General features: G+C 44.1%; 25 protein-coding genes. 6 read left to right on the top strand and 19 right to left on the bottom strand.

Annotation, left to right across the window (positions count from 1 at the left end; all coding sequences use genetic code 11):
* Positions 1 to 172 precede the first annotated feature (172 nt).
* A complete protein-coding gene (locus tag H2O73_RS03610) occupies positions 173 to 787 on the top strand; it encodes a DUF6198 family protein (protein ID WP_182106600.1) in 615 nt (204 codons plus the stop codon).
* A 786-nt stretch (positions 788 to 1,573) separates the two neighbouring features.
* Here the strand turns inward: H2O73_RS03610 and H2O73_RS03615 are convergent.
* From H2O73_RS03615 to H2O73_RS03670, 12 genes are all read right to left on the bottom strand, one after another.
* A complete protein-coding gene (locus tag H2O73_RS03615; protein WP_182106602.1) occupies positions 1,574 to 1,792 on the bottom strand; it encodes a hypothetical protein in 219 nt (72 codons plus the stop codon).
* Between the two features lie 51 nt (positions 1,793 to 1,843).
* Positions 1,844 to 2,008, bottom strand: a complete 165-nt coding sequence (locus H2O73_RS03620) for a hypothetical protein (protein WP_182106604.1) — start codon at positions 2,006 to 2,008, stop codon at positions 1,844 to 1,846.
* 54 nt (positions 2,009 to 2,062) lie between these two features.
* Positions 2,063 to 2,227 carry a hypothetical protein gene (locus tag H2O73_RS03625; protein WP_182106606.1) on the bottom strand — a complete coding sequence of 55 codons (165 nt, stop codon included), beginning with the start codon at positions 2,225 to 2,227 and terminating at the stop codon, positions 2,063 to 2,065.
* Between the two features lie 56 nt (positions 2,228 to 2,283).
* Positions 2,284 to 2,448, bottom strand: a complete 165-nt coding sequence (locus H2O73_RS03630) for a hypothetical protein (protein ID WP_182106608.1) — start codon at positions 2,446 to 2,448, stop codon at positions 2,284 to 2,286.
* Between the two features lie 56 nt (positions 2,449 to 2,504).
* The gene (locus H2O73_RS03635; RefSeq protein WP_182106610.1) at positions 2,505 to 2,690 is read right to left on the bottom strand and encodes a hypothetical protein; all 186 of its coding nucleotides are present in this window, start codon (positions 2,688 to 2,690) and stop codon (positions 2,505 to 2,507) included.
* Positions 2,691 to 2,748: 58 nt separating this feature from the next.
* Positions 2,749 to 2,934, bottom strand: coding sequence for a hypothetical protein (locus tag H2O73_RS03640; RefSeq protein WP_182106612.1), 186 nt, complete (start codon positions 2,932 to 2,934; stop codon positions 2,749 to 2,751).
* A gap of 256 nt (positions 2,935 to 3,190) precedes the next feature.
* On the bottom strand, positions 3,191 to 4,072 hold the full coding sequence (locus tag H2O73_RS03645) for a LysR family transcriptional regulator (RefSeq protein ID WP_182106613.1): 882 nt from the start codon (positions 4,070 to 4,072) through the stop codon (positions 3,191 to 3,193).
* Between the two features lie 277 nt (positions 4,073 to 4,349).
* Positions 4,350 to 4,982: a type B chloramphenicol O-acetyltransferase gene (gene catB, locus H2O73_RS03650; RefSeq protein WP_182106615.1), complete on the bottom strand. Its 633-nt coding sequence runs from the start codon at positions 4,980 to 4,982 to the stop codon at positions 4,350 to 4,352.
* A gap of 143 nt (positions 4,983 to 5,125) precedes the next feature.
* The gene (locus H2O73_RS03655) at positions 5,126 to 6,226 is read right to left on the bottom strand and encodes an ABC transporter permease (protein WP_182106617.1); all 1,101 of its coding nucleotides are present in this window, start codon (positions 6,224 to 6,226) and stop codon (positions 5,126 to 5,128) included.
* The gene (locus H2O73_RS03660; protein WP_182106619.1) at positions 6,223 to 7,149 is read right to left on the bottom strand and encodes an ABC transporter ATP-binding protein; all 927 of its coding nucleotides are present in this window, start codon (positions 7,147 to 7,149) and stop codon (positions 6,223 to 6,225) included. The genes H2O73_RS03655 and H2O73_RS03660 overlap by 4 nt, the downstream gene beginning before the upstream one ends.
* Before the next feature lie 2 nt (positions 7,150 to 7,151).
* Positions 7,152 to 8,102 (bottom strand): HlyD family secretion protein, encoded by a 951-nt coding sequence (locus tag H2O73_RS03665; protein WP_182106621.1) that lies wholly within the window; start codon positions 8,100 to 8,102, stop codon positions 7,152 to 7,154.
* Positions 8,103 to 8,406: 304 nt separating this feature from the next.
* Positions 8,407 to 9,051, bottom strand: coding sequence for an HAD family hydrolase (locus H2O73_RS03670; RefSeq protein WP_182106954.1), 645 nt, complete (start codon positions 9,049 to 9,051; stop codon positions 8,407 to 8,409).
* A 139-nt stretch (positions 9,052 to 9,190) separates the two neighbouring features.
* On the opposite strand from H2O73_RS03670, the gene H2O73_RS03675 reads away from it, so the two are divergent.
* Complete coding sequence (locus H2O73_RS03675; RefSeq protein ID WP_182106623.1) at positions 9,191 to 10,066, top strand: NAD(P)-dependent oxidoreductase; 876 nt, start codon at positions 9,191 to 9,193, stop codon at positions 10,064 to 10,066.
* Between the two features lie 107 nt (positions 10,067 to 10,173).
* On the opposite strand, the gene H2O73_RS22255 is transcribed toward H2O73_RS03675, so the two are convergent.
* From H2O73_RS22255 to H2O73_RS03690, 3 genes are read right to left on the bottom strand one after another with little or no spacing between them, the layout of a single operon-like run.
* On the bottom strand, positions 10,174 to 10,326 hold the full coding sequence (locus H2O73_RS22255; protein ID WP_182106625.1) for a FeoB-associated Cys-rich membrane protein: 153 nt from the start codon (positions 10,324 to 10,326) through the stop codon (positions 10,174 to 10,176).
* A gap of 4 nt (positions 10,327 to 10,330) precedes the next feature.
* Positions 10,331 to 12,835, bottom strand: a complete 2,505-nt coding sequence (feoB, locus tag H2O73_RS03685; protein WP_246335827.1) for a ferrous iron transport protein B — start codon at positions 12,833 to 12,835, stop codon at positions 10,331 to 10,333.
* A gap of 51 nt (positions 12,836 to 12,886) precedes the next feature.
* Positions 12,887 to 13,120, bottom strand: a complete 234-nt coding sequence (locus tag H2O73_RS03690; RefSeq protein WP_182106627.1) for a FeoA family protein — start codon at positions 13,118 to 13,120, stop codon at positions 12,887 to 12,889.
* Between the two features lie 232 nt (positions 13,121 to 13,352).
* Between H2O73_RS03690 and H2O73_RS03695 the strand changes: the two genes are divergently transcribed.
* Positions 13,353 to 13,664 (top strand): hypothetical protein, encoded by a 312-nt coding sequence (locus H2O73_RS03695; protein WP_182106629.1) that lies wholly within the window; start codon positions 13,353 to 13,355, stop codon positions 13,662 to 13,664.
* A 24-nt stretch (positions 13,665 to 13,688) separates the two neighbouring features.
* Positions 13,689 to 14,474 carry a DUF4198 domain-containing protein gene (locus H2O73_RS03700; protein WP_182106631.1) on the top strand — a complete coding sequence of 262 codons (786 nt, stop codon included), beginning with the start codon at positions 13,689 to 13,691 and terminating at the stop codon, positions 14,472 to 14,474.
* Between the two features lie 121 nt (positions 14,475 to 14,595).
* Here H2O73_RS03700 and H2O73_RS03705 read toward each other — a convergent pair whose 3' ends face one another.
* Entirely contained in the window at positions 14,596 to 14,844 is a 249-nt protein-coding gene (locus tag H2O73_RS03705; protein ID WP_182106633.1) for an Lpp/OprI family alanine-zipper lipoprotein, read from the bottom strand.
* A gap of 321 nt (positions 14,845 to 15,165) precedes the next feature.
* On the opposite strand from H2O73_RS03705, the gene H2O73_RS03710 reads away from it, so the two are divergent.
* On the top strand, positions 15,166 to 16,500 hold the full coding sequence (locus tag H2O73_RS03710; RefSeq protein ID WP_182106635.1) for a DEAD/DEAH box helicase: 1,335 nt from the start codon (positions 15,166 to 15,168) through the stop codon (positions 16,498 to 16,500).
* 158 nt (positions 16,501 to 16,658) lie between these two features.
* Here the strand turns inward: H2O73_RS03710 and H2O73_RS03715 are convergent, their stop codons facing one another.
* The 3 genes from H2O73_RS03715 to H2O73_RS03725 all read right to left on the bottom strand — a co-directional run bounded on the left by H2O73_RS03715 (position 16,659) and on the right by H2O73_RS03725 (position 20,929).
* Positions 16,659 to 18,263 (bottom strand): BCCT family transporter, encoded by a 1,605-nt coding sequence (locus H2O73_RS03715; protein WP_182106637.1) that lies wholly within the window; start codon positions 18,261 to 18,263, stop codon positions 16,659 to 16,661.
* A gap of 174 nt (positions 18,264 to 18,437) precedes the next feature.
* Positions 18,438 to 19,562, bottom strand: a complete 1,125-nt coding sequence (locus tag H2O73_RS03720; protein ID WP_182106639.1) for a mandelate racemase/muconate lactonizing enzyme family protein — start codon at positions 19,560 to 19,562, stop codon at positions 18,438 to 18,440.
* Positions 19,563 to 19,573: 11 nt separating this feature from the next.
* Entirely contained in the window at positions 19,574 to 20,929 is a 1,356-nt protein-coding gene (locus tag H2O73_RS03725; RefSeq protein WP_182106642.1) for an FAD-dependent oxidoreductase, read from the bottom strand.
* Between the two features lie 147 nt (positions 20,930 to 21,076).
* Here H2O73_RS03725 and H2O73_RS03730 point away from each other — a divergent pair, with 147 nt between their 5' ends.
* On the top strand, positions 21,077 to 21,730 hold the full coding sequence (locus tag H2O73_RS03730) for a GntR family transcriptional regulator (RefSeq protein WP_182106644.1): 654 nt from the start codon (positions 21,077 to 21,079) through the stop codon (positions 21,728 to 21,730).
* The last annotated feature ends 70 nt before the right edge of the window (positions 21,731 to 21,800 follow it).

A 21,800-nucleotide genomic window follows, 5' to 3' on the forward strand; every position in this document is an offset into this window, starting at 1 on the left:
TTTTGTAAACTTACCGCTACGCTTCGGCGTGGCGGTTTTTTTTGATATGAGTCGACTTTTTGCTCCGCTAACGCCATTTTATGGCACGGAAAAAAGACCTATATACCCAACGTTTAATGTGATTGGGTGTAACCCTTTACTTTTATAGGGTATATCAAGCAAAGGAAAGCTAATGGATACGGAACACTCTCTATTTGAAAATTTATTCGCGTTACTTTTAGGTAGTGCATTGGTTTCATTAGGGGTCATTTTCTTCAACCAAGTGGGGTTGTTGACAGGGGGAACTGCTGGTCTGGCGATCTTCATTACTAAAGTATCTAACTTTAGCTTTGGACAAGTATTCTTTGCCCTTAACTTACCTTTTTATTGCCTCTCAGCCACTCGTATGGGCTGGCGCTTTACCATCAATACTTTTGTTGCCGTGGTGATTGTTTCTCTCGCAGTGGACTACTTGCATCACGTTATCCAGCTAAAAGATATACATCCAATTTACGCCGCATTTATTGGTGGTGGCTTGATCGGCATCGGGCTACTTGTCATCTTCCGCCATCGAATGAGCTTAGGTGGCTTCAATATCTTGGCGTTGTTTCTTCAAGAACGTTTTGGTATTCGAGCAGGCAAAGTTCAAATGGCGCTAGACTGCACCATCGTTGTAATGTCGCTATTCATTGTACACTGGTGGCTAATCGCGTTGTCTGTGCTGGGGGCTATTGTGACGAACTTGATTTTAGCGATGAACCATAAACCGGGAAGATACCAGCCCAAAGCAGGCAAATGTAGCGGATAAAAAAGCGCCCATATGATAAGCAAACATATGGGCGAAAATATGGGCAACAATTTGAAATTGTTTAATTGGAGATGTTGGTAACATCCGTATTCAAACTGTTAAAGCATTCTCGATCTTATGAATGATTCGCTCAGTATGACCAACGAGCGTAACTTAACACTTTTGTTACGAATCTTTAATTAATAATTTTACAAAGATAAATTCCATTATTGCAACATAGAGAGATTCATCTCTATATCCCCGTCCTTTCTCACCTTTAAACCCGTTCGGTCACTAAATATTCTTATTCTAACCTCATGATAATACTGTAAATAGTGGCTATTGATGGGTTGTCTGCGTAATTTTCCTACCAACTATTAATTTGCAACCTCACCTTTGTTACTGCATCAATAAAAAACAAAATAATCCTTTCATAAAAACCGTATGAGCAACTAAATCGATACGAATAACATACGTAACACGCGCTGTTTTGAGGATTTGCGTAACAATATGGCGTGACACGTAGCGAGCAAGAGTCAGTTGTTGCCGAGTTTGTTTGCGTATTGAGTGGGTAATGAAAGCGAGTCGTTATGTGAGACGAACATTAGGGGATTGCGCAATTAGATAGAATGGAATTTATATGTGGTGTACAGCGGTATTAATATAAGGGGTGCAGTGGTTGGTAACTAGAGAGAAGTGAAGAGTGTTGTTTGGTTTAGCAGTCAATTAGAGGGGGGGTAGGGCGTTATTGGATTTATTTTATTATTAAGAGTGGAATGGTATTCCGCTCCTCCTTGAGCTTGCAGATCACTTCATGCTTTTAGCTGCATGTTCAATTTGCTTAGGTGACATACCAACGGCAATTGCGCCGGTAGCAAACGCTTTAATGGTTTGCTCTTGAGTCACATCTGCCTTGGCTGTTTTGTCATTTTTATCACTGCTAATATCATTACTTGCTGTCGCCGCATGAGCGCCAAAAGCCGATACTGAGAACAGAGACAAAGCAATAACAATTGCCATTTTCATAGTTAAACCTCTTCATTAAATTATTGTCATCGTCGACGAATGACTATTTTTTTATTGAATGGCTTGCTGAATCTGGCTCGGCGACATGCCAATGCTAATCGCGCCAGTAGCAAAGCCTTTGATTGCTCGTTCTGCTGATACATTCGCGGATGTTGAGTGCGCTGCAAAAGCAGAAACAGAGAAAATAGTTAACGCAATAATCAGTGTCTTTTTCATAATTCTTACTCGTTTTTGTTTTATTTTTGGAATCATTAATTGAGCGGACAGTGCTTATTTGATCGCTTTTTGAATTTGCTTTGGTGACATACCAATGCTAATTGCTCCAGTCGCAACACCTTTAATAGCCTGCTCTGCAGTTACATTTGCCGTTGCAGTATGTGCTGCGAAAGCAGAAACAGAGAAGATAGATAGAGCGATAATTAGTACATTTTTCATAATTCTTACCTTTTCCTTTGCAGTGGTGTATTGATTGTTTGAGCTAAATTTCGATATTACTTAATTGCTTTTTGAATTTGCTTTGCTGACATACCGAAGCTGATAGCGCCAGTTGCAACACCTTTAATAGCTTGCTCTGTAGAAACGCTCGTTGTTGCAGTGTGTGCAGCAAAAGCAGAAACAGAGAAGATAGATAGAGCGATAATTAGTGCATTTTTCATAATTGTTACCTTTTCCTTTTCAGAGTTGTATTAATGGTTTGAACTGACTTACTTTATTAGTTAACTGCTTTTTCAATTTGGCTTGCTGACATGCCCATGCTGATTGCGCCGTTTGCGATGCCTTTGATTACTGCTTCAGTTTGGCTTGTTTGCGTATTTACTTTACCTGCAGTCAAACCTGCGTGAGCGCCAAATGCTGCAACTGAAAGAACTGATAGAGTGATGATTAGAGCTTTTTTCATGATGTTTTCCTTTTTTCTTCGTTAATTAATTATTTTTTGTTTGAGCTGACTTTACTTATTAGCTGATTGCTTTTTCGATTTGGTTTGCTGACATACCAAAGCTGATTGCGCCGTTACCGATAGCTTTTACAGCTAGTTCTGTTTGGTATGTTTCAACGCCTTGGTTGTTTGCTGTCAAACCTGCGTGAGCGCCGAAAGCTGCTACAGAAAGAATTGTTAGTGTGATTGCTAGTGCGTTTTTCATAATTTGAACTCCTTCATGTTTATTGAGTGTTTGCGGTAGGTGCCGCTCTATGGGGGTGATAATAGTGAGACTTGGCTCACGTTTACAGGAAATGTGGAGTTTCCATTTTGGAAATTACCGTGCCTAAGCTCACACATTGAGCGCTAAGAGTGATTTTTGCTCAATTTGATGTAGGTCAAAGCAGGCATAAAAAAACGCCTCATTAACAAATGAGGCGTTTATTATGTGATGACTGTTTTTAATTAATTTATATTAATTAGTCACTTAGCTCTCTAAGGACTCGTTCGCCAACATTAAATAACCACTCTTTTTGTGGGTCCTTTTGTTTGGCTCGATGAAAACTCATTACACAATGAAGGTTTAGATTTGTGAGCGGTAGCGCAATACTGCGACAGTTTTTTGGTATCACTCGAGACATTGTAAAAGAGAAATGATCCGAATTGGTGACGATATTTTCGATGGTTAGCGTGTTTTCTACCTCGACGTCAGCGGTAATTCTGTGCCCTAAGCTTGCAAGCCTCTCAAATAATGGGTAACGCACATCATGCCAACCGGGATTACGCGTGATGACGAAAGGGTAGTGCTTGAGTTCTTCAAAGCTATGGGCTGGGTGCTCTTCTCTAACATAAAAAGCGGGAGATATATTACATAGCGCTTTTTGCTGAATGACTTGTGGTAGTGTTTCATCGTAAATACCAAACAGTACCGAATTCTCACCTTCAATAAGTCGTGTGCGAGCTTCTAAGTTCCATTGGCGCATCGAAAATTTTGCATTTGGTGCTTCTTTACGCAAGGCAAGGTAAAGCTTATCGCCAAAGTTGTCCCAAAATAGCGCGTGTCCATAAAGAATGATCTCTTGTTTCAGCGTTTGCGGATCAAAATCGGTGTGCTGAATAGAGTCAAATGTGGCAAGAATAGTTTCAAGGTGGCCAATATTGGTCTCAATGAACGTTGTTGGCTCAAAACCATAGCGAGTTTGAACAAAGAGTGGATCTTCAAAGTGAACTTTGAGCTTTGATAAGATCTTACTGATCGCACTTGAGGTTTTGCCTAATGATTCTGCAACAAGCTTTACGTTTCGCAGTTCATGCATTCTTACCAATACAATAATGCTTTGGATATCTAAATTGTTCCCCATACCTACTGCTCTGAATCAATTTGACCAAACCGGAATATAAATAAAGATGCACTATAAACTCAATGACATATCTCAAGAATATGAGACTAACACGACAATATCGCGAATTAGATAGGGCTATTGGTGGTTTAGGCTAGGTTGAAGATACGGCAAGGTCTCTTTTAATGCGATGATCCGTCGTGTTGATGAAACACCCAAACCAACGAAGAGCGATACCATTGACAGTTTAATCGTAGTGTTAACCTGTCAATACGGCGCAGATGATGATGTTGAAACATCAAGCTTGTACGTATTGGCGCCAATAGTGATACAAAGATTCAATATCGTTTGAGCAAAGGTGCGGCATAGCTTGCTTGATCTGTTCATCAGACCAATTCCACCACTGCATTTCTACCAGTTTCTCAATTTGTTCTGCGGCGAAACGAAAGCGAATGTGCTTTGCGGGATTTGAGCCAACGATAGAATATGGGGCGACGTCTCTGGTGACCACTGCGCGGCTCGCAATTACGGCGCCATCTCCAACAGTCACGCCTGCCATGATCATTGCTTCAGAACCAATCCAGACATCATTACCAATGACAGTATCGCCAGCACGCTCAAACGCATCTTTGGCACCCTCGAAACTTGGCTTATTTTGGTAGTAAAACGGAAAGGTTGAGACCCAATCATGGCGATGCCCTTGATTACCCGCCATGATAAACGCAGCCCCTGAACCGATAGAGCAGTAGTGACCGATGATTAGCTTGTCAACATCATCACGGTCAGGGAGTAGGTAACGGGCGCAATCATCAAAGCTATGCTGGTGGTAGTAACCGGAGTAATAGCTGTGTTTACCAACAATGATATTAGGATTGGTGACTTGTTCTTGGAGTGATTTGCCCACAAACGGGCTATCAAAATAATTGGTCATAAAGAAGCGTTTCTTACGATAGTTTCATTCTATTAATAGCTTGTGAGTATAGCTAACTCACCGATAGGATTCCGCTTTTAATTCGTTTTCTAAATTGAACTCAGAGTAAAAGGCGCTGCAATAACAACAGCGCCCGATAGGATTTAGTCGAGGGATTTTTTAAAGCGTTTTGATGCCACCACCAAACCAAGGATGGTAAAACCTGCAAGCCATAAGGTGTCTCGCCAAAGATCGAGTAGATCGGCGCCGCGTAATACAATGCCTCTGATCAAGCGCATAAAGTGTGTTGCGGGCAATACTTCAGATATCCATTGCGCCGCAACCGGCATAGCTTCATAAGGAAACATAAAGCCAGATAACAAGATTGAAGGTAGCAATATGAACACCGTCATTTGCATGGCTTGTAACTGGGTAATCGCAATGGTGGAAATCACTAAGCCGAGGGTTAAACTTGCCGAGATAAACAGTAATGTGCCAAGCAAAATTTGGCTTAGTGCGCCATTGATTGGTACACCAAAAATAAAATGCCCCAGTCCAAGAATGATCACCACTTGAATCAAGCCAACAAAAATGTACGGTACTATTTTCGCGACCATCAACTCCATTGAATGAATAGGAGTGGTGATCAGGAGTTCTAAATTGCCTCGCTCACGCTCGCGTACGATAGCGGCACTGGTAAACAAAATCATCGTCATAGTTAAAATGACCCCAAGCAGACCGGGAACAATGTTTACCGCAGAGCGTTGGCTTGGGTTATAAAATAAGGCGACTTCAAAGGTTTTCTGGATTTGTGGTTTGATCTCAAAATCAAAATCGGTCAATGGCATATTTTGCAGTGCTTTAATCGCACCGCTTATCATGGTGTCTGAGCCATCAACAATCCACTGTCCAAGTACTCGACCTTGTGCCATTCGCTGGGTCAAATCGGCAGGTAAAATGAGAGCCGCTCGTACAATGCCGTCTTGAATGGCTTGCTCCGCCTCTTGGGGCGTTGCATAGCGTTGTGTGATTTCGACTACTTGAGTCACTCTCACCGATTCGGTTAACACTCGCCCTGCGGCGCTTTGGCTTTGGTCCACCACCGCAACAGGAATATCGCGCACATCAGTGTTGATGGCAAAACCAAACAACAATAATTGAATTAATGGGATCATTACCACCATACCAAAGGTGATCCGGTCTCGAGAAAGCTGACGGATCTCTTTGAACATAATGGCTTTCATGCGAGCAAGAGACTTGATCATTGTCGTCCCTCCCCAGTTACCGTGACAAAGACATCTTCTAAGCTAGGACGGGCGATATTCATCTCTGAGTTTGCGATCTCGGGAAACTGTTGACGTAACCACTGCATCGGATTGTCGACATGATTGTGGATCAGCACGCGTAGGCGGATGCCAAGTTGGGCAGCAGAGCGTACTTCGTTACGTAACAGCAATTTTTCTTTTAGCGCCCGTAATGCAGGGGCTTTTACTTCAACAATGTTGACGCCCATCTGTGCCATCAATCGCTCAGGCTCGCCATCAGCGCGAATCAACCCTGACTCCATAATAGCTAGACGATGGCATCTCTCTGCCTCATCCATGTAGTGTGTCGTGACCAAAATTGTGGTGCCTTGATCACTCAAATCAAACAGTTGTTCCCAAAACTCACGACGGTTTTCCGGGTCAACCGCCGAGGTGGGTTCATCAAGAAACAGTAGTTCAGGGTTATGCATGGTGGCAGCGGCAAGAGACAAGCGTTGTTTTTGTCCACCACTCATCCCACCAACGCGTTGTTTTCGGCGTTGATCAAGACCATAAGTGCTCAACTGTTGATCAAGTCGTTGCCGAAGTTCGGGATTGGTCATGCCAAATATTTGACCAATAAACTGCAAGTTTTCTTCAACGGTCAGGTCATCATAAAGGGAAAACTTTTGCGTCATATAGCCGATCTTTAGCCGCAGCAATTCTGATTGCTTGGGGATCTTTAGCCCAAGCACATCCACCTCACCAGAGGTTGGGCTGAGTAGCCCAGTTAGCACGCGGATGGTGGTTGATTTGCCACACCCATTTGGACCAAGGAAGCCATAGATGCTGCCTTTCTTCACGTTTAGGTTGATCCCTTCAATGGCAGTGAAGTCACCAAATTTTTTTACGACGTTACTGGCTTGGATGGCAAATTCCGACATGCTTACTCCTCTCCTAGCGCAACTTGCGCTGATAACCCTGAAGGGAGTTCGACAGCGTTATCACTTAAATCGACCTCGGCGAGATACATCAGCCGTGAGCGCTCTTCTTCTGTTAGCGCGTAGTAAGGAGTAAAAGAGGGTTCTGTCGCAACCCAACGCACCGTGCCATCATAAGGTTGTTCTACTCCGTCAACGAAGACGTGTACTTTTTTTCCAGGGACGAACGTCACGCGATAGTCTGCCGGTACATAGACACGAGCATAAGGGATTTGGCTTGCTTGAACCACTGCCACAATGCCGTTGACGGGGACACGTTCGCCTAGGTTATAAGGTAGGTTGTCTAACACGCCATCACGAGTCGCAACAATGGTCAGTTCATCCAACTTTTGCTGTTGCAATACCACATCGGCTTGAACCGCCGCTAGCGCCGCTCTTGCTTGTTCAATATCTTCTAAACGCGAACCAGCAGTGAGTTTGCTAAATTCCTCATTAGCGGAGTCGAGTTCTGCACGCGCAGAGTCACGAGCAGCCAGTGCGGTATCTTTGTCAGATTGGCTGATGAGTTTTTTACGCACCAATTCGGCTTTTCGTCGGTAGTTTTTTTGTGCTTCGGTCAGTTGTGCTTGGCTGCGGACAACTCGAGCTTGCGCTGCGGCTATGTCTTCTGGTCTCTCGCCGTTTGTGAGCTTCAGCAGGTAGGCGTCAGCTTTGGCTTGCTCTGCAATCGCATGAGCGAGAACAGCCATTTGGTTCTTGGTGTCTAAACGGACCAACACATCGCCTTGTTTTACCAGGCTACCTTCTTTTACCGGTAATTGACGGATAATTTCATTGGCGGTGGCAGAGAAGGTGACGCGATCTCGCTCTAAAGTACCTAATGCTTTCTGTTTTTCTATAGGAGAACATGCCACAAGCATCGTGAACAGTAGGGTGCTTAATAGAATTCTTTTCATGCACTAAGTCTCTTAACGAGTTGGTTTATTGGCAGCTTAGTTGAAAACGTAAGCTCTGGGTGTGATCAAGTAACTAACTTAGCTATAGAGTAATCCTATTCTTAACACTAAGAAAAGAAACATAATTCCTCAAATATTCATCAAGTGATGAATATAGTCAAATCGTCTTGAGATGCGAGGTTAAGTTTGGCTAGTTGGATGTCGCTTATTCGGATTTAGAACCGAGGAGAATGAGAGGTGTGGTTACGATTTTAAGATAATACGTTTGAACCCCTGAGAGAGCAGAGGTCCAAACCAATAATGGCTATGACTTTAGCTTGTGCAGAACATCAGCCAGTGACGGTTTAATAGCGTGACCTAGTGCGATGATTTCGTCGCTAGGCTCCACTAAATCAGGAATTTGGAAAGTCTGCATTCCGGCAGAAACCGCAGCAAGTACACCGTTGTTAGAATCTTCAAACGCTAGGCAATTACTTGGCTCGATACCAAGTCGACTTGCGGCGAGTAGATAGATCTCAGGATTTGGCTTACCGTGTTCAACCTCGCAACCGCAGGTGAGGTTATCAAAGTAGCCACTAATACCCGCAAGATCCAATTTGATTTTGGCCAACTCTTTGCGCGTTGATGTCGCGACACAAGTGGGGATATTGTTCTCTTTGAGCCATTGTAGTAGCTCAATGACACCGTCTTTTAAATCAATCGCTTGATGATGCGTAATCGCATCATAATTTTGCTTCCACTCTTGGTGTAGCTTTGGCAAATCATCACCATAAGCATTGCGAAGGATGACCTCTATACCTGCCGAATTTCGACCGATGATAGACAAGTAAGCGTCTTTGTGAAAAGGAAGGCTTAATGTTTCGCAGGCTTGCTGGAAAATACGCATACATAAGCGTTCAGTATCCAGTAGCAAACCATCCATATCAAATATTGCGGCTTTATAGTTCATAGGGGTAATAAACATCGGAAAATTAGATTCTCATTCTGACATAGAAGTGTTCACTAACTGAATGAAAATTTGAAAAAAAGCGTTAGAGAAAATGCTCAGTTTGGTACACTCATTTTGACAATATAAATCGGAGTTAAACATGGAAAGTAAAACAGTTGCTTTTATTGGCTTAGGGGTAATGGGATACCCAATGGCAGGCTACTTGCGTAAAGCAGGCTATACAACACGAGTCTATAACCGTACTTATTCAAAAGCAGAGCAGTGGCAAGCAGAATTTCAGGGTATCGCGTGCCAAACACCAAAGCAGGCAGCAGAAGGTAGCGATATTGTTTTCGTCTGTGTGGGTAATGACAATGATGTACGCAGTGTTGTGTACGGTGAAGACGGAGTGTTAGCAGGTTTAAAAGCGGGCGCGATTCTTGTTGATCATACGACGACTTCTGCCAACCTCGCGGTTGAACTTGCTGAAGCGGCGAAGAAACAAAACCATGAATTTATTGATGCTCCGGTTTCGGGTGGGCAAGCAGGCGCAGAAAATGGCGTGTTAACCATTATGTGTGGTGGTGAACAAGCAACATTTGATCTCGTTGCACCTGTTATGGATGTGTACGCCAAACAAATCACTTTATTAGGCAAAAATGGGCAAGGTCAGCGTTGTAAAATGGTGAATCAAATTTGCATTGCAGGGGTTTTGCAAGGTTTGAGCGAAGCTATTCTACTGGCGCAGAAATCAGGTTTAGATATTGAACAAGTGGTTGAAACCCTTAAGCACGGCGCTGCGGGTTCATGGCAAATGGAAAACCGCGCTGTGACGATGGCGCAAGACAAATTTGATTTCGGTTTTGCCATTGATTGGATGCGAAAAGATCTTGGTTTTTGCCTGGAAGAAGCAGAGCGTGTTGGTTTAGATCTGCCGTTGACGAAAAATGTCGATCAACAATATGAGCAACTGCAGCAGCAGGGTTTGGGGCGAATGGATACCTCTGTGCTAATCAAAGCGTGTGCGAATAAGTAAGCCCAGTGACTGGGTAACACTACAGGTGATTCAATCACCGTCAGCGCGAAAGGTTTACTCCGGAATGTGAATGTTCAACGGAGTAAACCTTGGGCAACATCAATGGGTCATTTCTTTTTTATCGAACTGGGGCAAGAACTGCAGCCAGAGCCGCAACCATTCTTCTTACGAAATAGCTTGTGATAAATATAATACGCAGTACCAGCAACAATGAGCGTGGTCAGGGTGATGTCCCAAAAACTAAATGCTTGTTCGTACATGTCGTTACCTTATATTTTTGATTGGGATTTCATCAGGTAGCATTTTCCGCTTTAACCAATCTTTGCAGCCAAGCAGCACCAGCAGTATCAGCGCGCTAAAGTACGCCAATGACATCAACTCTATACCGGCTAAGTTAAAGCGGCTACCAATGGAATAAATCATTGTTGCCACTGTAAAACCGATCAAAGTTGGTAGAAATATCGACAGCAGCATCCATTTGTATTCGCCCGTCTGTACCTTAATGATCATCACAGTCGCAAGGCATGGCGGGTAAAGAATAAAGAATAGGATCAATGCGACCGCCGCGATTTCACCGTGTGCGGCGAATTCAGTTGAGTCACTCATGCGTTGTTCAAGCTTTTGATTGCTCTCTTCATCTTGTTGGAACAGTACCCCCAGTGTCGCCACGCTACTTTCACGAGCGGCAAACGAAGAGAACAGTGCAACGTTGATCTTCCAATCGAATCCAGCGTATTGAGTGACGGGCTCTAATGAACGCCCAAAGCTACCCAATAAAGAGGCTTCTAGGCGTACTTCTTTCATTTCTCGACGTATTTTCTTTCGTGCAGAAGAGAGCTTGCGCAGTGCACGACTGACGGTTTTGGCGTCTTTATCACCTTTAGGTGGGGCTATCACCGTATAAAATTCGCTGTTACGGGTTTTAAACTTCTCTCCAACTTTCTTCGATGCCGCTGCGCCTTTCGCATTGAGTTTCGCGCGTTTGAAGTCAGTATAAAAATTGACTAAAGCGGGCAGGGATCTGTCGTCAAAGGCATTGGCATAGCGGGTTTTGCTAATCGCCTTTTCAAATTTAACTACCGCGTGTTCTGCACTTTTTTGGAACTCTTGTTGCTGTGCTTCAGGCACACCTGGGAATTGAAGTAGGGCGAAAATCACTGTGGAAACGGCAATAACAATGGTGCCCACTTTGCGAATGTATACCCATGTTCGTTCCAATGAACGGGTGACGACACTGCGGACAGTTGGAATGTTGTAACGCGGGAGTTCCATAACGAATGGCGCTGTTTCTGTTTTTCGCAACACGGTTTTGGTGAGCAACTTGGCCACTAACAGCGCAGATATAATGCTAATTGTCGAGATATAGAAGGTCATTAAAGACTTGTCTTCGACAAAGAAAATACTGAGTAGCAAGGTGTAGAGTGGAATTTTTGCCAAGCAGTTCATATAGGGGATAGTTAGTATCGTGGCTAGCCTTGCTCGGTTGTCTGGTATCCCTTTTGTCGCCATTACTCCCGGTACAGCGCAGCCTCCGGCGAAAACCCCCGCGAGGATCATCGGCAGCGTACTTTGCCCATGAAGACCGAATTTGTGCAGCACTTTATCTGAGATAAACGCAATACGCGCCATATAACCGGAGTCTTCTAAAATGGCGATCAAAGCAAACAAAATTAGGAAGATGGGAATGTAGTTCAGCAATGTGTTGGCGGAGTCTACGATCCAAAGCCCTAAAGAGCGAACGTAAGGATCATACAAAAAGCCTGCATCGGGTAATAAATTGGCGATGATTTCACGTAACGAAGCCAAATACGGCCACCAATAGTTGGTTAATTCATACCCATAGACGATGGAGCTTTGATAGATGAAAAAGACAGTAGCAATTAAAAAGAGTGGGGCGCCAAATCGGTTTAGTACCACACGGTCGAGCTTATCTGTGAAGGAGACCTTACTAGTATCTTGATGCGTAAACACAACACATTGGGCTAATAGCTCGGAGACTGCTATCTGACGTTGCGCGACGATGTAATCGTTGACTTCGATGTTGAGCGTTTGCTTTACACAATTTTGCTGCGCGGCAATAAATTCTCGGATCTCTTCCACAGACTGAGCTGGCAGCGATGATGCCATCCACTCTAATGTTTGCTGATCATTTTCCAATAATCGCAAGGCTAACCAGCGTAAAGCGGGTGCGTTCTCGATGTGTCGCTTCTCTAACTGCTCTTCAAGCTGCGAAATGGTCTCTTCTAGCATCGGGTAGGCAATGTTAAAGCGGCTGGGCGCCGCGCTATCAATAGCAAGAGCTATCTTCTCAACCCCTTTACCTAAGCGACCAACACATTCTACGGCTGGCACATTCAGTTTCTCGGCAAGTTTGGCAGTATCTATCTGGATGCCTTCTTTTTTTGCCACATCCATCATGTTCAGTACCACAGCGACTGGAAGCTCTAGTTCCAACAATTGCAGAGTGAGGTGTAAGGAACGAGCAATGTTTGCTGCGTCCATAACGTTAATCACAACGTCGGCATTCTCTTCCCTCAATGCTTTTCGCGCAACGCGCTCCTCCAGGGAATAGCTTGTTAGGCTATAAGTTCCGGGAAGATCAACCAGCTGATAAGCGCCATTTTGATTGGAAAAGTAGCCGGTTTTTTTGTCAACCGTGACACCGGGATAGTTGGCAACATGCTGCCTAGCACCAGTAAGCATGTTGAATATGGTTGATTTTCCAGCGTTCTGCTGTCCGGCGAGCAGGATTTTCTTACGTTGCATCATTGCGTTCCTGAGTAGCTCATTGCTTCTGGCTATGTTTGTTTTGTTGCTTTGTTATTTGTTGACGTCAATCGTGACGGTTTCAGCTTCTGTTTTGCGAATCACCACATTTGTTAAGCCAACTTTTATCTCTATTGGGTCGCCCATTGGAGCATAACGAATCAGTTCGACTTCCATTTCAGGCATCAAGCCTAAATCTAATAAGCGCTGTCTAATCGCTCCCTGTGCATGGTGGGAGACAATTATCCCTTTGGTTCCAGGGAGTATTTTGCTGAGGGAGGTTCTCATATTCAAAGACCAGACGAATAAATATTGGTCAACATGCTACTACCCACAAAGCGGTAGAAGAAGTGATAATAGAAATGATTATCATTAAGATGATTTAGATCAATATAAATGCAGATGATAATAACTATCACTTTCAATCAACTAACTGATTGATTAGGCTGCTTTTTAAACGCGTCTGCCCGTCTTTGGATAGATGTACTTGAGAATTAGCAAAATTGGACAGGAAACCACAATGAAAAAAATGACATTGAGTTTGGTGCTAGGTGCACTGTTACCGGGTATGGCGATGGCACATACCCCTTTATGTTCATGTTATGACTTTGGGGACAACACCATTTTGTGTGAAGGCGGATTCTCTGACGGATCTTCGGCCGCTGGCGTGGAAATGCTAGTGCTGGATGCGAACGGAAAAGAGCTGATCAAAAGCGAAATGAATGAAGATGGTGAGTTCGAATTCCAAAAGCCATCCGTTGATTACAAAGTTCTATTTAAAGCAGGTCCTGGCCATTCAATCGAGATTGAAGGCAAGGATATCGTTGAATAATTAAATCTTTTTAGGGAAATAGAAATGAAGAAAATAGCATTAGTCGCCGGTGCAGTCGCACTTACTCTTTCAGCCGCTTCTCAGGCTCACTTTCAACTGATGTATACACCCACATCACAGTTAGAGAAACCGACGACTTTAGACATGAAGCTGGTGTTTGGTCACCCAATGGAGAATGGTCATGTCATGGATATGGGGCAACCTGAACAGTTCTTTGTGATGTTTAAAGATAAGAAGAGTGATCTTCTTAAAGACCTGAAAAAGATTACTTGGAGTGGTCACGACAACAAAGCCGCTGCTTATCAAATTGAGTACAAAGCACGTCGTAATGGTGATTACATCTTTGGTCTTGTACCGGCACCTTATTATGAAGGTGGTGAAGACATTTATATTCAGCAGATCACCAAGCGCTATATCAACAAAGGTGGCTTACCAACAGGTTGGGATGCGCCAGTTGGTTTAAAAACAGAGATCGTGCCTAAGAACAAGCCGTATCAGATCTTTGCTGGCAGCACGTTTACTGGTCAACTGTTATCGGAAGGTAAACCAAAAGCGGGTGTTGAGTGTGAAATAGAATTTATCAATACGGACATTGATACTAAAGCGAATGCCTTCGGCCAGGATAAACATCGTGCAACACCAGCGTCTGCTATTGTTGCAGTGACAGATGAGCAAGGTATGTTCACTTTTGGTATTCCTACTGCGGGTAAATGGGGCTTAGCTTGTCTAGGTTCTGGCCCTGATACTGAATTTAAGGGTAAAGAGCTATCTCAGGACGCGGTCCTATGGATAGAGGCTCAAAACCTGTAACGACTCACGCCAATAAAAAAATCCGATATCAATGATATCGGATTTATCTATGAGCTCATAAGTGAGTTCACTGCATTCCAGTTGCTACCGCAACTCAAACGTAGTTGAACATTAGGCGGTCTTACTTAGTGTAAGATTGCGCAATGTTGTCGATACGTTCGTTAGCGCGTGCTGCTTCTTCTTGTGCTGCCATCGCTGCGCTACCAGATTTTTGTACATCAGAATTTAGAGCTTGTACGTCTTGGCTAAGCTGACTTACTTGGTTGCTTAGTTCGTCAAGTTTTGCAGTTGTTGCTTCGTCTGGACCTGATGCACAACCAGCTAGTAGAAGAACTGAAGTCGCTGCAGCTGCGATAAACATTTTGTTCATGGATGAACTCCTTGCATTTGTAAGTATCATTAATGTCCTATACCTATAAATGTATAGCAACAAACATAGTGTAGCTCTAATTATCTAATTTAACAGTCTAAAAAAGTCAAAATAATCCAAGAATTTAGCCTCTATTCGTACGACTGATACAAAAACGTACTAAAATTACAAGTTACTGTTCACGATTTCGTCAAGTGACTGTGCGAATATTTTCTGTGATCTCTATCCCTATAGTCAGCTTCGATGTATCATTACCTGTTATTTTTTAATTGATGGCAACGAAAGCATGTTTGCCAAATAATACCTGCCCTGGAGAAGACTTTGCAGTTTAAAGATTTAGGCCTAGATAATCGCTTATTAAAGACCTTGAACCACTATGCCTTTAAGAAGCCGACCGACATTCAAAGACAAGCGATCCCTGTTGCGATCGCGGGTAAAGATTTGTTGGCGTCATCAAAAACAGGTTCGGGTAAGACCTTAGCGTTTGTGTTACCGATGTTGCATAAATCACTTAAGAGCAAAGCTTTCTCGGCAAAAGACCCTCGTGGTTTGATTTTGGCACCAACGCGTGAGTTGGCGAAACAGGTATATGGTGAGCTACGCGCAATGCTAGGTGGCTTGAGCTACGACGCGACATTGGTCGTGGGTGGTGAGAACTTCAACGACCAACAAAAAGCGTTACGCCGTTACCCTAAATTTATCGTGGCAACGCCAGGACGTTTAGCGGATCACCTTGAGCATAAATCTCTTTTCCTTGATGGCTTAGAAACGCTGATCTTGGATGAAGCTGACCGTATGTTGGATCTGGGCTTTGCACCAGAACTTCGCCGCATTCATAAAGCAGCGAAACACCGTCGTCGTCAAACCTTGATGTTCTCAGCCACGCTTGATCACGCAGAAATGAATGAGATTGCGGCAGAGATGCAAGACTCACCAAAGCGCATTGCGATTGGTGTGGGCAACCAGGAACACCAAGACATCACGCAAAAATTCTACCTTTGTGATCACCTTGATCACAAAGAAGCGATTTTAGACCGCGTATTAGAAGAAGCGAACTATCGTCAGTTGATCATCTTCACTGCCACGCGTGCCGATACCGAGCGTCTAACGGTGAAGTTGAACGAGCAAAAGCTAAAAGCTGTCGCACTAAGTGGTGGCTTAACTCAAACGCAACGTAACACCATTATGAGCCAGTTTGAGCGTGCAGTATTTAAGATCCTTGTGACGACAGATATTGCCTCTCGTGGTTTGGACATTGCCAACGTAACGCACGTGGTTAACTTTGATATGCCAAAGCATACCGAAGAATACGTACACCGCGTCGGTCGTACTGGTCGCGCGGGTAACAAAGGTGACGCTGTGTCTCTTGTTGGTCCAAAAGACTGGGATAGCTTTAAACGCGTTGAAGCTTTCTTGCAACAAGACTTAGCTTTCTCAACCTTGGAAGGTTTGAAAGGTAAGTTTAAGGGTATTAAGCCACCGAAACCGGCTGCGCCAAAAGGTAAGACGGATTACCGTAAGAAAGGCAATAACCAAGCGAAGAAAACGGCGAAGAAACCTGTTAAGCGTGATAAGAGCTTCTACCAACACGTTGCTGTGGGTGACACTGTCTTTATTCCAAAGAAGAAAGTCGCGCCTAAGGTTGATGACGAGTAAATAGATACTTGTAAGTAATGAAAGGTCACCGTTGGTGGCCTTTTTTATACCCCGAACAACGAGATCATGCGAATCATTGATTTTGCAGAATAAAAAAAAGCACCGCATTGCGGTGCTTTTTGCTTATGACTTATTTCTATTGCCAAACTACTTCAAACTTACGCTTGGATAGCTGGTTTTTGCGTTGCTGTTTCAGCTTGAGTTTCCTGTTCAGTCTCAAGACCTAGCAGCTTATCTTGCTCAAGTTGGTGAGCCATGATTGAGTTGTAGTTCAGTTTTAGGTATTGCAGAGTTTTCACTGCAGCAACAAAGAACACAGGTACAATCAACACGATAATCAGTACTGGGAACGCTTTTAGAATGTTCAGGTCTGCATTAATCAATAGGAAGATGATTGGCAGTGCAGTCAATAGTAGACACCAGAACAGACGGAACATTGGGTTTACGTTCGCTTCGTCATCCAGTTGTTTTGTTGCGATGCCCGCTAGAGAGTAAGAAGTACCATCTAGCGTTGTTACTGTGAACAGAATCATCGTCACTAGGTAAATCGCAGTTAGAACCATTGGGATAGACGTTGAGTTAAAGATCTGTTTTACCAGTTCAGTCGGTTGACCTTCGCCAATCAGTTTAACGCCATCGATAACACCAGTGTTGATCAGATCCATAGAGAACGTACCACACACACCAAAGATAACCGCAGAACCCATTGTGCCGCCGATAACTAGGATTAGGATAACGTCACGTAGCTTTTGACCTTGGATGATCTTAGTGATGAATACGCCCACACCAGGAGAGTAAGAGATCCAGTTCGCTAGGAAGAACACAGTCCAGTATTGAGGGAACAGTGTTGTACCGTATGGGTCAGTGTTAGTGCTCATACGGATGTATTCCGAAAGCATCACACCAATACCGTTGGTTAGGTTGTTCATGATCAGTGCTGAAGGACCGATGATGAAGATAATGCCTACAAACGCCGCACAGATGTAGATTGTTGCGCTTGATAGACGAGCCATACCTTTTTCGATACCGATGTATGAACTCATAGAGAAGATCACAGACAGACCTAGGATAACGCCAATACCCAACATCAAGTTATCTGGAATGCCAGTTAAGCTTGCTAGGTTTGATGAGATCATTGGAATACCAAGACCCAGAGTTAGTGCTGTTGCTGCTAGCGTCGTGATGATGAACAGTAGGTCGATGAACTTCTGCGCCCAACCTGGTAGGCGGTCATTAAATAGTGCATTGATAACACCACTTAGGCTCATGCGACGGCTGCCTTTTAGGTAGAATACAACCGCAAATGGGATTGCAACGATTAGGTAGATAAACCAGCCAGCCGCGCCCCAGTGGAACATGTTGTACGCTGAAGCGTATTCCATTGCCATTGCTTTGTCAGTGATACCAAATTGTGGGTCCATGAAGTAGTAAACTGCTTCAATAAAGCCCCAGTACATGGTACTTGCACCCATACCAGCAGACAGTGCCATTGCAAAAAGCTGGAATTTAGTGAATTTTGGTTTGCTATCACCCATACGGATATCACCGTATTTAGAGAAAGCGAGGAACAGTAGTGCGCCGGTGGCAAAGATGGTGTACCAAAGGAAACCAGAACCGAAGTTAATTACGGTAAAGTCTAGCATGCTACCCATAGAGCTTTTTACTGCGTCTGGGTAAACTACTGCAAGAATACCTAGTAGCAGTACAAATCCAAAACTGCCGAAGGTAAGTTTCCAGTCGATTTCTGAAGTATTCAATTTCATTGTGTGACTTTCCAATATTGTCTAATTTTACGAATACTCGGACGGACAACTGACATCGTTTTGTCTTCCCTCCCGTTCTTTATTAAGCAGAACGTGAAGGGAAGCGCAATGTAGGAAGAGGTGTCAGCCTTTGCTGTCTCTGTATTTAATTATTGTTGTTCTTGCGACATACGATTATTCAAAAACGTAAGATGCCACAGACATTTCTTTCACTTTGTCCCAATCCATCTCGATACCTAGACCGTTACCTTCAGGAGCGTGTACAAAGCCGTCTTTGTCTGTACGAATGACTGTTTTTGACGCTAGTTCGAAATCGTCGTATGGGTAGAATTGTTCGAAGAACTTACAGTTGTTGTGTGCAAGTGCTACGTGCAGGTTTGCTGCTTGAGTCAAGGTGTAACCCATTGACTGGATTTCAAGGTTCTTAGAGAAACCTTCAGCAATGTGGAAACACTTGTTCAGTGGTGTAATACCGCCACACACAGTTGCATCTTGGCGTACGTCTGACCACATCTCTTTAGACAGTGCGTAAGTGACTTCTTGAAGCGTTAGTAGGCAGTTACCGTGGCTTGAAATTTCAAGGTCAGTATTCTTCACTAGGCGCTTGTAAGTGTTGTAGTCGTAGTCAGAAACAGGAGCTTCTAACCATTCCCAGTTGTAACCTTCTAGACGACGAGCCATTGCCATTGCTTGCTCTGGCGTGTAGAACGTTGCAGTATCAAGCATGAAGCGGATACCAGTTTCACCGTAGCGAGCTTGAACTGCGTCTACTAGAGCAACGTCTTTCTCGTACACACAGTAGCAGTGAAGTTTGATTGCTTTAAAGCCGTGTGCAACACAGTCGTCTAGGTACGGGAAGTACTCTTCAACAGTGTCAAACATTGGTGTAGAAGCGTAAGACAACATCTTGTTGCGTGCGCCACCTAGAAGCAAATAAAGAGGCATGCCCGCTTTTTTCGCTTTGATATCCCAAGCTGCGATATCGATAGGCGATTTCGCCGGAAGACCGCCCCAAGTACAACGAGATTGCAGCCAGTTGTACAGCTCTTGAGTTGCAAGAGGGTTTTTACCAATTAGACCAGGAACAACAGTACGAAGTGATTCAATGATACAACGGTCGAAATCGTTCTCTGTGTAGCTGATTGTCGCGCCTGCACCTTCAGTACCATCATCACAGATAATACGTACGATGTTGTTGGTGTATAGTAGTGGCTCTTGGTTATCAGCCCATGGCACCGGTGCCGCTTCGCGGTCTGCTACTGCGTATAGTTCAACGCGTTTAATTTTTACATCATTCATAGTCTTAATCCTTACAGGCGTGAGCCGTTTTCAATCATGGCGGCGCGAATCTTCGCAACATCTAGGTCACGAATTGCCGAATCTGTATCAATTGCTTGTACTGCTGCAATACCAGCAGCGTGCCCCAATTCAAAACACTGAGCGGTTACGCGAGCCGAAGCTAAAGCTTCGTGTTCAGCGCTCAAACAGCGACCAGCGACGATGATGTTTTCGCCAATAACTGGTACCAGTGTGTGGAATGGAATGTCGTAGTAATCGTTCAGTAGCCAATGCAGTTTTGGTTTATCACCAGAGTGCAGTTCAATTGGCCAAGGCGTGCGGCAAATGCCATCTTCGCGCTTACGACAGTTCACTACGTCTTCGTTTGTTAGTGTCTCAACACCAACGATTGAGCGTGTTTGACGAATACCAACTTCAACGCCAGTATCGACCACAAATGCGTCTTCACAACCCGGAACAAACTTGTTTAGGAAGCGAGCGTATTCACGTACTTGGCGACGGCCAAATACTTCAGCTTCTGTGAAATCTTCAGGGTCAATCACGTTCAGAATGCGACCATCTTGGCCGGCTAAACGTGTTGCGTTCACCATCAACTCGTTTGCGCGAGTGGTTGGGAAGATCCAGATTTTGTGACGAGGCAGTTCGTAATCACCACTTGCATTGGCTGCAAGGATGTTCTCAGTCACTTTTGGTGGACAGATAGTGTCTTCACCGTAGTACTCAAGGTATTTATCCATGTCCACACCGCCGAAACGGAAGAACATAGTTGGGTTTTGGATACGACCGTTGTCACCAAAGTAGTAATCCATACCAGCACGAGCAACCACAGCCGCATCACCAGATGCGTCGACGATCATCTTGCTTAGGATGATGCTTTGACCGGCGTTAGATTCAATCACCACACCTTTAAATGCATCTCCATCCATGATTACGCCAGTCACTGCAGTGTGGAATAGCGTCTTTACATTCGCTGCTTCAAGGAAGTCATCAGCAACTTCACGCCATACTAGCGGGTCGTGCGTTACAGTGAATGTTTTACCGTAAATTTGCGGTGCAGTAACGCCACCTTTGTTCTCTAGTGCTTGACGAAAACGCTCAGTAAAACCGTACACCACCTGCTCAGGTTGTGCGTTTTCTTCGTCTGTTGCCATGTACATGCCACAGATTGTGCCAGACAAGCCAGCTACCGCAGCACCGCCACAAAAGCCGTACTTTTCAATTAGCCAAGTTTTTTTACCAAGGCGACCAGCGCTTTCCGCTGCTGCAACACCTGCAGGACCACCACCGATGACCAACACCTCTACTTCTGCTAACACAGGTAGATCCGGTGTGCTCTCATAACGACGGATAATGTTCCAAGATTTCATTCTTACCTCACTAATAGATAACTGATGTTCATCTGATATATCAGTTGTATGTTTTAAATATATTCCTAAATTCTTTTCTGGTACAATGAGATTCTTCCTTAACGTGATATTGCTCACTAAAAGATTTTATAAAGGGATTGAACCTACATGAGCGTTAACGCAATCAATAAGACCGAGGTTGCATACAGCAAGCTTGAGAAAATGATCATCTTCCGCGAATTAGAACCAGGGAGCATGGTGAGTGAAAAGCAGTTATCTGAAGAGTTGGATTTAGGGCGAACACCCGTTCGTGAAGCTCTGCAAAGGCTCGCGTATGAATGCATGGTGGAAATTCATCCGCGAAGAGGCATTCAAATACCGATCATATCGGTAGAAAGCCAACTGAAGATCTTAGAAGTTCGCCGAGATATTGAAGCGTTATGTGTTAATTACGCCGCCTCACGCGCCAGTGTAGATGAGAAGCAACAGATGCTTACTCTAGCCGAGCAACTAGAAGTCTGTGCAGAGAATGGTGATGACCAACTCTACGCGTCGCTACTAAAAGATATTCATGATGTGCTTGTTAAAGCGGCAAGCAATGAGTACCTACAATTGGCAATGGCACCATTGCAGGGGCTATCACGTCGTTTCTGGTTTGCTTTTAAGAATATGGATTCTGACTTAGTTGAAGCCTCATCTTTACATGCGGCGGTACTAAGAGCAGTCAGCCATACTGATGCTGAAGAAGCGGTTGCGGCTTCTCATCGCTTGAATGATTACCTAACTGACGTGGCGTACCGATCTATCAAACCGCGCAAGTGATCCGTTAATCTAATATTTGGATAGGATCGTTAGAGACTAAAAAGGCTGCCAATTGGCAGCCTTTTGTCTA

The sequence above is a fragment of the Vibrio marinisediminis genome, from assembly GCF_014050145.1.
In the GTDB taxonomy this organism is placed as follows: domain Bacteria; phylum Pseudomonadota; class Gammaproteobacteria; order Enterobacterales; family Vibrionaceae; genus Vibrio; species Vibrio marinisediminis.